Origin of the sequence: Paenibacillus sp. PastM-3 (genome assembly GCF_029893965.1) — a bacterium.
Classification (GTDB): Bacteria; Bacillota; Bacilli; order Paenibacillales; family Paenibacillaceae; genus Paenibacillus_AQ.
On sequence record NZ_JARXXP010000018.1, the window covers coordinates 92,876 to 106,405 of the forward strand.

Annotated in this window: 12 protein-coding genes and 1 riboswitch; of the genes, 11 read left to right on the forward strand and 1 reads right to left on the reverse strand. The window is 47.1% G+C overall.

Annotated features, from left to right (window positions below):
- The first annotated feature begins 37 nt into the window (after positions 1-37).
- The 6 genes from M2108_RS22190 (at position 38) to M2108_RS22215 (ending at position 6,645) form a co-directional block, all read left to right on the forward strand.
- Positions 38-1,618: a ClC family H(+)/Cl(-) exchange transporter gene (locus M2108_RS22190; protein WP_277471529.1), complete on the forward strand. Its 1,581-nt coding sequence runs from the start codon at positions 38-40 to the stop codon at positions 1,616-1,618.
- Positions 1,619-1,686: 68 nt separating this feature from the next.
- A riboswitch (cyclic di-AMP (ydaO/yuaA leader) is annotated at positions 1,687-1,825 on the reverse strand.
- A 445-nt stretch (positions 1,826-2,270) separates the two neighbouring features.
- Complete coding sequence (locus tag M2108_RS22195) at positions 2,271-2,936, forward strand: HAD family hydrolase (RefSeq protein ID WP_277471530.1); 666 nt, start codon at positions 2,271-2,273, stop codon at positions 2,934-2,936.
- A 42-nt stretch (positions 2,937-2,978) separates the two neighbouring features.
- The gene (locus tag M2108_RS22200) at positions 2,979-4,208 is read left to right on the forward strand and encodes a mannitol-1-phosphate 5-dehydrogenase (protein ID WP_277471531.1); all 1,230 of its coding nucleotides are present in this window, start codon (positions 2,979-2,981) and stop codon (positions 4,206-4,208) included.
- Positions 4,209-4,464: 256 nt separating this feature from the next.
- Positions 4,465-5,205: an SDR family NAD(P)-dependent oxidoreductase gene (locus M2108_RS22205; RefSeq protein WP_277471532.1), complete on the forward strand. Its 741-nt coding sequence runs from the start codon at positions 4,465-4,467 to the stop codon at positions 5,203-5,205.
- Positions 5,206-5,514: 309 nt separating this feature from the next.
- Positions 5,515-5,919 (forward strand): GNAT family N-acetyltransferase, encoded by a 405-nt coding sequence (locus tag M2108_RS22210; protein WP_277471533.1) that lies wholly within the window; start codon positions 5,515-5,517, stop codon positions 5,917-5,919.
- Positions 5,920-6,249: 330 nt separating this feature from the next.
- Complete coding sequence (locus M2108_RS22215; protein WP_277471534.1) at positions 6,250-6,645, forward strand: hypothetical protein; 396 nt, start codon at positions 6,250-6,252, stop codon at positions 6,643-6,645.
- Positions 6,646-6,868: 223 nt separating this feature from the next.
- On the opposite strand, the gene M2108_RS22220 is transcribed toward M2108_RS22215, so the two are convergent.
- Positions 6,869-7,060 (reverse strand): hypothetical protein, encoded by a 192-nt coding sequence (locus M2108_RS22220; protein WP_277471535.1) that lies wholly within the window; start codon positions 7,058-7,060, stop codon positions 6,869-6,871.
- A 409-nt stretch (positions 7,061-7,469) separates the two neighbouring features.
- On the opposite strand from M2108_RS22220, the gene M2108_RS22225 reads away from it, so the two are divergent.
- The 5 genes from M2108_RS22225 (at position 7,470) to M2108_RS22245 (ending at position 13,453) form a co-directional block, all read left to right on the forward strand.
- A complete protein-coding gene (locus M2108_RS22225; protein WP_277471536.1) occupies positions 7,470-8,777 on the forward strand; it encodes a glycoside hydrolase family 130 protein in 1,308 nt (435 codons plus the stop codon).
- 243 nt (positions 8,778-9,020) lie between these two features.
- Positions 9,021-9,905 carry a carbohydrate ABC transporter permease gene (locus M2108_RS22230; protein ID WP_277471537.1) on the forward strand — a complete coding sequence of 295 codons (885 nt, stop codon included), beginning with the start codon at positions 9,021-9,023 and terminating at the stop codon, positions 9,903-9,905.
- A complete protein-coding gene (locus M2108_RS22235; protein ID WP_277471538.1) occupies positions 9,905-10,738 on the forward strand; it encodes a carbohydrate ABC transporter permease in 834 nt (277 codons plus the stop codon). Before M2108_RS22230 ends, M2108_RS22235 begins: the two co-directional genes overlap by 1 nt.
- Positions 10,739-10,771: 33 nt before the next feature.
- Complete coding sequence (locus M2108_RS22240; protein ID WP_277471539.1) at positions 10,772-11,944, forward strand: glycoside hydrolase family 130 protein; 1,173 nt, start codon at positions 10,772-10,774, stop codon at positions 11,942-11,944.
- A gap of 180 nt (positions 11,945-12,124) precedes the next feature.
- On the forward strand, positions 12,125-13,453 hold the full coding sequence (locus M2108_RS22245; protein WP_277471540.1) for an ABC transporter substrate-binding protein: 1,329 nt from the start codon (positions 12,125-12,127) through the stop codon (positions 13,451-13,453).
- Positions 13,454-13,530 lie beyond the last annotated feature (77 nt).

A 13,530-nucleotide genomic window follows, 5' to 3' on the forward strand; every position in this document is an offset into this window, starting at 1 on the left:
TAACCGTGTCAAAAAATTAGCGAAGAAGGTCCTGCAATTGAATGAAAATGATACCCGGAAATCGCTGAACATCTGGTTTGATTTTAAGTTCCGGCTGCTGGTCGGCGGAATAGCTGTAGGCGTGTTATCTGGTGTAGTCGTCGTGTTTTTCCGGTTTGTCCTGGAGTATGTATTGGAACAGGTGCTTATTTTTTATCGTTATCAGCTTAATCATTTATGGATCGTACCTTTGTGGTTTATCGTACTGATTGTATCCGGATGGGCAACGGGTATGCTTGTAAAAAAACAGCCTGCGATTTCTGGCAGCGGGATTCCTCAAGTTAAAGCTGTACTACAGAACAAGCTAGAGGTGAACTGGTGGAAAGCGGTATGCGCCAAATTCATTGGAGGAGCCGTTAGTATTGGCGCGGGATTATCTCTCGGAAGAGAAGGGCCTTCCATTCAGATTGGCGCATTGGTGGCCCAAGGCTTCAGCAGGTTATTACGAAAAACAAAAACGGAAGAGCATATGCTGATTACCTGTGGAGCAAGCGCAGGACTGGCCGCGGCATTTAATGCACCTATTGCGGGCGTGATATTTGCATTAGAGGAAGTGCATATGAACTTTTCTCCTCTGGTCATGATTGCCGCGCTGGCTTCCTCACTTATGGCCGATTTTGTATCGAAAGAGTTTTTTGGACTGAATCCGGTGTTTCACTTTTCCAGTATTAGCACGATTCCGCTTAATCAGTATTTCCACTTGATCCTGTTGGGGCTTATCGTAGGTGCAGCAGGAATCGGGTTTAATAAAGGCATATATGCCTTTCAGGATTTGTACCGAAAAATAACGTGGCTTCCTGCTCATTACAGACCGGTCATTCCTTTTGTGATGGCTGGCATTCTTGGGTTATGTCTGCCTTCGGTTCTTGGAGGCGGGAACAATCTGGTAAATGATCTGGTAGCCGGTGCATTTCAAATAAAGTTTCTGCTCATTATCCTGGCAGTCAAATTATTATTCACTATGTTTAGCTACGGGTCGTCTGCTCCTGGCGGTATATTCCTGCCGATGCTGGTCATTGGCGCATTAATCGGTGTAATATACAGCAAACTGATGAATGGTCTGATTGGGGCGCCTGTACTTAGTGAAAGCAGTTTTCTGATCTTGGCCATGGCCGGATTGCTCACTGCCAGCTTAAAAGCTCCGATCACAGGAATTATTCTAATTACCGAAATGACAGGCTCATTTACCAATCTACTCTCCACTGGCGTGGTTTGTCTGGCGGCATACATGACAGCAGAGTTATTCCGCTCTTATCCTGTTTACGAGGTGCTTCTTGAGCGTTTCCTGCACCAGGGCAGAGGAACACGCTCACCTGAATCTTCGGAATCTTCGTCAAAAATTATTCTGGAAATTCCCATTCATCACGGCGCTCTCCTTGATGGTCTCTCTATCAAAGAGTTCTCATGGCCAGCCCAATGCCTGATTGTTTCGGTCAAACGCGGTTCACAGGATATGATTCCTTACGGCGATTTAATATTAAGAGCAGGAGATTATCTGACTATTCTAACGGGGGACCATAATGTTCCTGTTGTCAACGAATCTTTGGGGCAAGCTGCAAATATCAGCCAGTTTCAATAGCAGGCGGGTCAAAAGAACATAAAAAGAGACCCTTAGCAAGGGTCTCTGGTTAATTAAAGTACATAAGGCAGACCCATCCACTGCTGACGAGGTTAGCTGACGGACTCGGGTAAGATGGTACCCTACACTCATATTGAATGATTCGCCCCAATAAACTGGTTCCCCCGCTTTCCGGCTGAAGAACCGGAAACTAAGCGTAATTGTATTATACCCATGAAGCTTTCAGAAGTCAAAAAGCTTTGCTGAAGATCTTACACTTGCATGTTGTAGACGAAATGATTCAACCCCTGGAATCTGAAGGGATTGAATTTTTTTTTTGCTCGTAAAAAAGGCAGGAAGGAAAAAAGAGTTAACCATACAGGTGAATATTGTAAATGTGAGCGGAAAAACCTGGTGTATCAAAGGATTCGGGTTGTATTGCCAAAGTGGGCAGCCGAAGAGTACATCCAAAAAACAGCACTGATTATAGGCTTGTCTCTTCATCAATGTAACCGCAATCATTACGTGATATGTTAGCTGACGTGCTTGACGTAATCTAAAAGCCTTTGTTATGGTTTTTCTAGACAAACGCAAACAAAACAAACTTTTTGTGGCGTATTATTCTTTCTTGTGTGAGCTATTCTGACCAAATTAAGCTGAGGAGATGATTGATTTGATCAAAGGTATTATTTTTGACTTCGACGGAACTATTATCGATACGGAGACTGCTTGGTACACTGCTTTTAGTGAAGCCTATGAAGAACATGGAGTGGAATTGACTCTTGAGAAGTATTCAACCTGTATAGGCACGAGTTTGAACAGCTTCAATCCTTACGAATATCTCATAACGGATCTGAAGCTGGATATTGACCGGGATAAATTTAGAACGGATGTTCAGCTGAGACACAGCAAACTGATGGAGCTCGAAGAGATGCGTCCGGGGATTCAGCATTATCTTGATTCTGCCAAGGATGCCGGACTACGCATGGGGTTAGCTTCAAGCTCATCAATGGAATGGGTCGGCAGATATCTGGATCAACTGGGGATTAGCGATTATTTTGAATGCATCCGGACTTCTGATCATGTTAAAAACGTGAAGCCTGATCCCGAACTCTATAATCAAACCTTAGCGTATCTTAATATTGCTCCTGAAGAGGCAGTTGCCATTGAAGATTCACCAAATGGAGCGAGGGCAGCGGCAGCAGCTGGGATGAACTGCGTAATTATTCCAAATGCTATTACCTCATTGCTGGAGTTTGATGACACGTATTCCAAAATAGAATGTCTAAGCCAGCTGGATTTTGATCAGGCAACTTCCCGGAGCTACTTCCGCAATTAAATTAGCTTTTAAATTTAAATTCATTCCAAGGGGGACAACATATTGAGAGCCGTTCATTTTGGGGCAGGCAATATTGGCAGAGGGTTTATCGGACCAATGCTGTCTAACTCAGGGTACAGAGTTTGTTTTGTCGGGAGAAACACAAACAAAATAACCCAGCTGCAAGGGCGGGGTCAGTATTCTATTACGTTTGCCAATGAGAATAGGGACAGTTATATTGTCGATAACGTGACTGCTGTCAATCTGGGGGACACTGCAGAGGTAGCAAAGGAAATCGCTAAGGCCGAAATCGTGACTACAGCAGTGGGGATAACGGCTTTAAAAGATATCGCCAGTACGCTTGCGCGGGGAATTGAGCTGAGATTGAGCAACGGTGAGCAATCCAAACCGCTTCATGTGTTTGCCTGTGAGAACGGGATGAAAAGCAGTCAGCAATTGAAGGAGGCTGTTTACCGGCATTTGAAGCACTCCTGTAAGGAGCTTGCAGATCGTTTTGTCGCTTTTCCTAATGTGATGGTTGACCGGATCGTCCCCGTTCAAAAAAATAAAGATCCACTTGAAATTTTAGTAGAGCCATTCAGTGAATGGGTCATTCCCCGCAGTGATATGATTGGTGACTATAACGAAATTAAAGGCGCACATTATGTGGATTCACTGGATCCTTACCTCGAGCGCAAGCTTTTTACCGTAAACACCGGGCACTGCAGTGCAGCTTACTTTGGTTACATGGAAGGTTATCACAGTATTCAGGAGGCCATGTCAGATCCGGGTATCAGATCCCGGGTTCAAGGGGTTCTGCGTGAGACTGGAAGCTTGTTAATTCATCAGTATGGATTTGATCCCGAAGTTCATGAAAAGTATATACAGAAAATGATGGGCCGCTTTTCGAATCCTAACTTTACAGACACCGTTAATCGTGTTGCGCGTTCCCCGCTTCGCAAGCTTTCTCCATCAGAAAGACTGGTTAAACCCGCTATGCTTGCTAATGAATTGGGCTTGGAGACGACATATCTGGTTCTCGCTATTTCCAATGCGCTTTTCTTCGATGATAACAAGGATCAGGAAGCCGTTGTTCTTCAGGAAGCTATCCGTAATCAAGGCGTTAGTGAAGTGATTAGAACAAAGCTGGGAATTCCCTTGGAGCATCCGCTTCATTTCCAAATTGTCAGGGGATATAATAAGCTTTGTTTGCAGTATCCGCATATGTCAAGTAGCGGATTTCAGTCCATGTTTCTCCGCATTCGTGAATCTGCCCCTAAAAAATTCTCATAACAACGAAAAAATACTAAAAAATTCTGTTTCTGTTATAGTTGCTTTTGTAAAAATGGAAAACCTTCTTGGATCTATTCGAGTGGAATACTTGATCCCAAAGCCTGTACGGGTGAGCACGATCTGTCATTATGCCATAAACAACGGCCATTAGATTATATCTGCCTCTATTCTAATCATCTACAATGTAATAAGGGTGGCTGGACCGGCGTCCTTTTATCTGACAGGATTTGTGATTAGTCGAAAGGAGGAAATAACGTTGATACAATGGGCATTCGTTACAGGAGCAGACCGTGGAGTTGGGCTCAGCTTGGTTAAGGGACTGCTGGGACAAGGCTATCATGTATTTGCCGGACAATATGCCGGAGCCGGAAGCGCTGGAGCCGGGAGTGAATTGAAGCAGCTGGAGGAGTTAAATGAGGGACGGCTAAAGCTTGTTCCGCTCGATATCAGCGACGCCGACAGTGTCAGCAATGCGCTGAAAGCTGTGGCGGCGGTCACCGGCCGGCTGGATATTCTGATTAATAATGGGGCTATATTGGGAGATATGCAGGCGACGATTGAGGACGAGCTGGATTTTGAGGAGATGGATCAGGTGTTCCGCGTGAATGCGCTGGGGGCGCTGAGGATGTCGAACGGGCTGATTCAGCCTCTTTTGCGGAGTGAACATAAGCTCATCGTCAATATCTCCTCCGAGGCAGGCAGCATCGGCAGCTGCTGGCGGAACGCCTGGTATGCCTATTGCATGTCCAAGGCGGCGCTCAATATGCAGTCTCATCTGATCCACAACCAGATTGCCCCCAAGGGCGGCAAGGTGATGGTCATTCATCCCGGCCATGTTCAGACTTATATGCAGGGCAAGCTGGATACAGCGGGCAAGCTGACACCGGACGAGTCCGCATGGAGTATCTTGAAGCTTGTAGAGAAACGGCTTGACCCGGGGTATGTGAGTGAGGGGCTGGCGCTGATTGATTATGCCGGAGAGACGCTGCCCTGGTAAATACAGGAGCGGACTTCATAATTTAAGTTTTTCTAAAATCGGAATCAGACAAGACTAAGACTTCAACAGACAACATTAGCTGAATAAAAATAAGGAGGCAGCCGGTCTTATCGATCGGTTGTCTTTGTTGAGGTAACGGGCAGTTTAACGCTATAAGCCCTCAGGATTAGTATGCTTAAGCAAGAAAAGTATTTTTATGAGTTCTCTATGTAAATGAATACAAATTCTTCTTCAGTCAATCCATTTCTATACATATTTTTAATGGTAATATTGAAGCCGTAGATAGCTTTATGAAAGGAAGATATAGGGATGAGTATTTATTACGCTTCAAGCATAGAGGATATCACTAAGGATGCACTCCAAGAGTTATTTCTTTCGGTAGAATGGGAGTCTGGCAAGTATCCAAATGAGCTTTTCCAAGCAATCAGAGGATCTCATTCAATTGTTACAGCTTGGGAAGGAGAAAAGCTTGTCGGTTTAATAAATGCTTTGTCAGATGGTGTTTTAACGGTATATTTTCATTATATGCTTATTAATCCGAGTTATCAGAGTAAAGGTATAGGTAAGGAATTAATGAATATGATGCTTGATAGATATAAAGGGTGTAAAACAAAAGTATTAATTTCTTATCCTCATGCAGTGAATTTCTATAATAAAGTTGGCTTTAAAACAGAGGATGGAGCCACACCAATGTTTATTTCAGAGCTGATATGATTTAACTAAACAATCCTGTAGAGCTTAAGAAATGAGCTTTGTAAAAAAAAGGAGCGCCTCGGTATGATGGGTTTGTCGAGAACACATCAGGGAGAAGCTCTTACTATGAAGTTTAAGCATAATAGCCCGTCAAAGAATGACCCAAAAGTTACACTGACCATCGCAGATTCGGTCAGCCGAGGTTTCTACTACGAGTACACGCGTCAGTCACATGAGTTCCAGCGCTTGAAGACCTTGAGGAGTGACCGAGAATTTCGGCTGACAAATAGAGTACGGCTGCAGAATCGAATCGTACATTGGTTATAAACATACAGAAAGTGGCGATTGCAGTTGAATAAAAGTAATTCTATGGCTGTCATATCTGATATACATATAACTAACATTATGGGGAATTGTGACCGGTACTTGCTTCAAGATCAAAAGGATTCATTGACTTTTCATTATGTAAAGCCATTGCTGACTCAAGAAATAAATCATTGGATTCAATCTTTTAATAGAACATGTATTATTGATGATTTTGTTAATGCTGGAAGTGTTGGACTTCCAGCATACTTTGAAGACACCCCCCACCCTCATTACATGGAATCAAAGACACCACATGCAAAGTATGTGATTGTAAGCCGAAATGATCAGTCATGGCAGAGCAAAGAGAATGTAAGAGAACATTCATTCAAACGAATCTGGGAGCAGAATCGCCTCGACATCATTCCTCCCTTTTTTATATAACCAGATTACAGAAGATCTCACGTTCGGTATACATTACTAAATTAACGGAGAACGTTAGTTGAATAATACCAAAGAGCCAAAGAAGCGGCTGATCAATGTGATCGGCTGCTTTTGTTCAACTATAGGGCAGGATATTTAGTTGAAAAAGATAAGTGGTGGTTTTAAGTCGCATTTGACGCAAACTGCTCATTAGTGAATTCTAAAAAGAGCCCGTTATGTGGGCTCAAAATTTCTCGGGCTTTGCAATTTTAATTGAGACTACTTCTCCGCACTTTTTACAAAATGTATATATAACCGGGGATCCGAAAGTAAAAGGTTTACCGATTGGCATTACGTTGCCGTATCCATTCTTAATTTCACCTTTAGCAAAGGTATTACTTCCACAAGCTTTACAAGTTAAGTTTTCTTGGTTCATAATGACCACCCCCAATAAAATATAGAAATTAATACGAATTATTCCAAAGGTAGGTTTCATTATTAAAAGGTAGTAATGCGCAGTACGAAGATATTGTGCAATAAATGAAAGCGTGCTTTTTCAATTAACGGGAAACGTTTGTTTCGGCGCTTGAAGGGGTGGAGCGGGTCTTTCTGATGCGCCCACCGCATCTGGGGAAACCGGAGGATTTGTATCCTTTTATTGACGCGTTGAAAGCTCACGGTATCCGGCTAGTCGCTTTTCTGTCGCTGATGAGAATCGAGAGGAACACCATTCCGCCCCACTATAAAAATGTTTCAAGTATGTTCAACTATAATATAAAAATGTTTAATTAATTTGTTGAAAATAATTGAATGGTTGTTTACTCTGTGATAAAGTGAGGTCGTGAGTGCGAAGCAGGAAAAGTGAAGCGCTCAGCATGAAGGCGATTCTCAGCTTTATTAAGGAGGAACTTATGAATCCGCAATTCCGTTATCTGGATCACCCTGTCCTGGAGCCGGTTCCCGGCTGCGCCTGGGCGGACAAAATGGTGCTGAATCCGGCGATCGTCAAAGACCCCGATTCAGACGATATCCATATGCTGTTCCGGGCGACAGGCCCCTGGCCGCAGAAGAAGCGAGCAGGCTGTCATGATCCGTATCCGATTTTTCTGGGTTATGCCAAAAGCAGCGACCGCGGCGAGACCTGGGATGCCGACTTTAGCAGACCAGCCCTCGCGCCGGCGTTAGGCTATGAGGAGCACGAGCTGTACACTACCGATATTAATGGAAACAGGGTCCGGAATTATGCGAACGGCTGCATTGAGGACCCGCGGATTTTTCCGGTTGAAGGGGAGCTTTATGTAACCGTTGCCTGCCGGATTTTTCCTCCGGGGCCGTACTGGCTTAGTGACCAGAACCCGCCGGTGGAGACGCGGTATGAGTATGTGCCGGACTGGATTGCCGATGCAGATGATGAGGACCCTTTTATCCAAACAGCCCGCTCCAATGACACAGTAACCGTGCTGTATAAGCTGGACTTGGACAAGCTGAAGAGCGGAAGCTATGAGGAGGCCTTTCATTATATCGGTCCGTTAACGGAGGGGCAGGTCAGCGATAACCGTGATGTCTTTCTGTTTCCGGACAAAATGAGCATCAGCGGCGAATCCAAATATGTAATGCTACACAGGCCGATGAATGTTCTGCCGTTCCCGGAAGGGGAGCGGGTGCAGAAGCCTTCGATTTACCTTGCTGCGGCTGATCGCATTGACGATTTTGCCTCACCTGAAGCGGAGCATCGTCTGCTTGCTTCTCCAATCTTTGATTGGGAAGAACACCGCGTAGGGGCGAGCTGGCCGCCTGTTCAGATCGGGGAGCGGGAATGGCTGGTGCCTTATCACGGGAAAAAGAATGTCGAATTCGGCTATACGCAATCCTTCATGATCGTGGAGGAGCAGGAGGATGATTTTCCGGTGCTGCGCCACCGTTGTCCGGACAGGCTTATGTTTGCAGAAAGAGAATGGGAGATGCCTGCCGATTACCCGACGCCTTGCCTGTTCACGACCGGGGGGATTGTGATGGACGGCGAATTAATCATGTCATACGGTGCCGCCGATCAAAAAGCAGGGATAGCCTGGGTGAACCTTGAGGAGCTGGTAACCCATATCCGCAGATATGACCAGGAGGGCAAGCTGATTCAGGAACAGTCCGCAAACTAATGTACAGGCCAAAAGCATCTATTCCACTACGGAGCAGATGCTTTTTTGTGTTTCTACAGGAAATTAAAGGATGTTGAAGTAAGCGCCATTTAAACATTTTTAATATTTTTTGAATAAAGTTTAATTAATAGTTGAAGAAATAAATTCAACATGATAAAATCCTACTGTAAGCGATAACAAGTGAACCAGGGGGATTGGACATGGGCTTTTGGATATTGAACAACGGGAAGGACGGTGCGGCAGATGGGGAGCTCCTATAACAGACAACGGATTCTTATATTGATCACTTTTCTGTTTGTACCGCTTGGCTTGCTGGGGCTGTTTACTTATTATCCGGCGGTCAGGCTGCTATACCTCAGCTTTACGGACTGGGACGGGATCAGCAAGACAGTTAATTTCCTCGGGCTGGACAACTACAGGGAGGTCTTCACCAATCCGGATTTGTTCGGGGTGTTTATTCACCAGATCCCTTATGTGCTCGGCGGGGTGCTGCAGAATATCGTGGCGATCCTGTTCGCCGTTATTCTGAATTCGCGGATTAAGGGACGCAATCTGTTCCGGGTGCTGCTGTTCGTTCCTTATATTATGAACGGTGTGGCGGTCGCTTTTATGTTCCAGTATGTTTTTGACACCAATAACGGCTCCCTGAATGCGCTGCTCGGCATGGCCGGCCTGTCTTCTCTGCAGCACAGCTGGCTCGGGGACACCTCGCTCGTTAACTTTTCACTGGCCTCGGTCAGCTTCTGGAGGTACATGGGCTATACGATGATCATTTATCTCGGCGCGCTGCAGTCGATTCCCGGTGATATGTACGAAGCTGCTACCATCGACGGCGCGAACCGGTTCCAGTCCCTGTGGTATCTGACGCTGCCGAGCCTGACCCAGGTTATTCAGCTGAATATGTTCCTGACCTTAAGCGGTGCCCTGGCAGTGTTCGATCTGCCGTTTGTACTCACCAAAGGCGGGCCTGTCGGCTCCAGTGAGACCTTCCTGCTGAAGACGACGGAGACGGCGTTTACTTTCAATAATTATGGTCTGGCCTCGGCCATGAGCATTGTGCTGCTGATTCTGACCGTAGTGATCCTGCTGGTACAGAATTTCGCGCTAAAACGCAAGGGGGATGCCTGATGATAACGAACAGAAAAACCGATCCCGTGCAATGGCTCAAATACGTGATGCTGGGCATTGCCAGCCTGGTTGTGCTGTTTCCGCCGTATGTTGTCGTGCTCAACGCCTTCAAGGGACCGGATGAGAGCTCCAGCCCGTTTGCGCTGCCGGCCAGCTTTTTGAACTTTGAGAATTTCCGGATTGTCATCGACCAGGCCAATATTCTGCAGGCTTTCGGCAACACGTTCCTGGTTATTGCGGTAGCCCTGCTGGGAAATATCCTCTTCGGCACCATGGTCTCTTACGCGCTGGCCCGAATTGCTTTTAAAGGAAAGGGATTGATTCTCGGGCTGTTCCTGTTTGCCAGCATCATTCCGACCATTACAACCCAGGTAGTCATCTTCTCGCTGATTCAGTCGCTGGGTGTGTTCAACACGCTGTTCGCGCCGATTCTGCTGTTTGTTGGAGCGGACGTGCTGCAGATTACAATCTACCTGCAGTTTATCCGCAATATTCCCGAGGAGCTTGACGAGAGCGCCATGATTGACGGGGCCAGCCTGTTCCGGATTTATCTGTCGATTATTTTCCCGCTGCTCAGTCCGGCTACAGTAACACTGGTTATTCTGAAGACGATCAATATTTACAACGAGCTCTATATTCCTTTCCTTTATATGCCCAAGCAAAAGCTGGTGATGGTCTCGACCTCCATCATGCGGTTTGCCAGCAACAATCAGGCCCAGTGGAGCTATATTTGTGCCACGATTCTGATCATCATGATCCCGACGGTTCTGCTGTATCTGTTCCTGCAGCGCTACATCTTTGCCGGTGTAACCAACGGGGCGGTTAAGGGATAAACATTTTGAAACCTTTGAAAGGGGATTAAGCAGATGAATTCTTCTATTTTTGAGCAGCGGTATGAACAGGTAAAAGCACGCTATGAGGAGGTTACCCTACGGAAAAATGAGCCGCTTTTCTCGGAAAACGGCATTTATGAACGGTATGAGCAGCCGGTGCTGACCAGCCGCCATATCCCGCTGTCCTGGCGTTATGACCTGAATCCGGAGACTAATCCGTATTTTATGGAGCGTCTGGGCGTGAATTGTGTGTTTAATCCGGGCGCGATCCATCTGGACGGGAAGTTTTATCTTGTTGCCCGGGTGGAGGGGGCGGACCGGAAATCGTTTTTTGCGGTGGCTGAGAGTGACAGCGGCGTAGACGGGTTTACTTTTTGGGATTACCCGGTCCAGCTGCCGGAAACGTCCGATCCGGATGTGAATGTCTATGATATGCGGCTGGTCAAGCATGAGGACGGGTTCATCTACGGGCTGTTCTGCACGGAACGCAAGGACCCGGCTGCACCTGCAGGCGATCTGTCGAGCGCGGTTGCGCAGTGCGGGATTGTGCGCACCACGGATTTGAAGACCTGGGAGCGGCTGCCGGATCTGCAGACCCGATCGGCGCAGCAGCGCAATGTTGTGCTGCATCCGGAATTCGTAGACGGCAAATATGCCTTCTACACCCGTCCGCAGGACGGCTTCATTGATACGGGCTCCGGCGGCGGAATCGGCTGGGGACTGGCGGAATCGATGAATCCTGCGGTAGTGGAGGAAGAGATTATTGTGGATGAACGGGCCTACCACACGATTAAGGAAGTGAAGAACGGGCAGGGACCGGCTCCGATCAAAACAGCGGACGGCTGGCTGCATGTTGCCCACGGTGTACGCAATACGGCTGCCGGACTGCGTTATGTCCTGTACGCCTTTATGACAGATCTGGACAAGCCTTGGGTGCAGACGTACCGTCCCGGCGGGCATCTGCTGGCTCCTGAAGGAGAGGAGCGCATCGGGGATGTGTCCAATGTCGTGTTCAGCAACGGTATGGTTGCCACTGAAAACGGAGAATTGTTCCTGTATTATGCTTCCTCGGATACGCGCTGCCATGTGGCAACGACTACAGTTGACAGACTGGCGGATTACGTCCGAAACACCCCTGAAGACGCCATGCGTTCCCATGCTTGTGTGCAGCAGCGCTCTGCGCTGATTGAGCGTAATTTGCGGTAGGGCCTGCTGATCCAGGACAGCTGCGGCCGCTGCAGGATGGCGGTGCGGCTGCTGTTTCAGAAACAAAATTATACTTAATTTATAATTGTTTAATATATTTAAAATAAACTGTTGAATATAAAATTAAATAATGTTAATATTCGGTTTGTAAGCGATAACATCATTCAAGGGGGATTTAAAATGAAAAAAAGCTCAACCGCTCTTGTAAGTATGATTATGGCCTCTGTTCTGCTTGCTGCTTGCGGCAATAATAACAATGCCGGCAACACGGCAGGTAATACAGGCAGCAACACGGCGCCGGCAAGTGAGGCACCGGCGGCCTCAAATGCTTCCGGGGACGAAGCTGCTAACCAGGATATCAGCGGAACCATTACGTTCCTGACGAACCGGACGGATATGATCGGCAAGGAATACGATGATTACGCCAAACGGTTTAAAGAGAAATATCCGAATGCCGAGATTCAGTTCGAAGCGATTACCGATCTGGACAAAACCACTAAGATCCGCATGTCCTCCGGAGACTTCCCCGATGTTGTGCTGATTCCGACGATTCCAAACTCTGATCTGCCGAATTATTTTGCCCCGCTGGACGATCTGGGCTTGACCGATAAGATCTACTTTAAGGATTTCAAGTCCTATGAAGGCAAGCTGTACGGCATTTCTGTCGGCGCAACAACAACGGGCATTGTCTATAACAAAAAAGCCTTCGCCGATGCCGGAATCACCGAGCTGCCGAAGACACTGGATGAATTCTACGCTGCCAGCGAAAAGCTGAAGGCAAACGGGGTTGTGCCGCTGGCCTCCAACTTCAAGGATCAGTGGCCGCTGTATCCGTGGGCCTCTGAAATCCCGACGAGCATTGCCGGCAACGCCAATCTGAACAACGAGCGCATCAACAGCGATGAGCCGTTCCAGATGGATAACGCCTACGGCCAGGGGATGAGCATCCTCCGTACCATGCATGAGAAGGGCTACCTGGAGCCGGATGTGAACTCTACGAACTGGGAGCAGTCCAAAAAGGATGTAGCCAGCGGCAAATTCGCCATGTTTATGATCGGGAACTGGGCCATCCCGCAGGTCGCTTCCAGCGGAACAACCTCTGACAATGTCGGCTTCTTCCCGCTTCCGTATGACAACTCCGGCAAAGTTAACGTAACGCTGGCGCCTGACTGGGCTTACGGGGTCAACAAGGACAGCAAGCATCTGGAAACGGCCAAAGCTTTTGTAAAATGGATGCTTGAAGAGTCTGGTTTCGATGAGTTTGGCGGCTTCATTCCTGTTATTAAGGATAAGGAACCAGCCGTACCGCAGCTGCAGGAATTCAACAGCTTTAACCCTGTTACGCTGGAAGCTGTGCCGGATGAACCTCAGGTTACCGATGTAGTGAACAAAGCCCAGATTACCAAGGAAGCCATGGTACAGGAATTCGTGCTCGCCAAAGATCCGCAGAGCGTCCTGGACAAATACAATAAAGCCTGGGCCAAGGCCAAGAAGGATGTAGCGAAGTAAGCAGGGCAGAAGGAAATAAATAACATGATTGCTGCGGCGGATTGACCATCAGGCTAATCCGCCGCAGGTCTATCAGG

Coding starts and splice junctions, on each gene's coding strand:
- M2108_RS22230 (WP_277471537.1), top strand. CDS start 9,021: ATGGGGAGCTCCTATAACAGACAACGGATTCTTATATTGATCACTTTT.
- M2108_RS22220 (WP_277471535.1), bottom strand. CDS start 7,060: ATGAACCAAGAAAACTTAACTTGTAAAGCTTGTGGAAGTAATACCTTT.
- M2108_RS22245 (WP_277471540.1), top strand. CDS start 12,125: ATGAAAAAAAGCTCAACCGCTCTTGTAAGTATGATTATGGCCTCTGTT.
- M2108_RS22235 (WP_277471538.1), top strand. CDS start 9,905: ATGATAACGAACAGAAAAACCGATCCCGTGCAATGGCTCAAATACGTG.
- M2108_RS22240 (WP_277471539.1), top strand. CDS start 10,772: ATGAATTCTTCTATTTTTGAGCAGCGGTATGAACAGGTAAAAGCACGC.
- M2108_RS22210 (WP_277471533.1), top strand. CDS start 5,515: ATGAGTATTTATTACGCTTCAAGCATAGAGGATATCACTAAGGATGCA.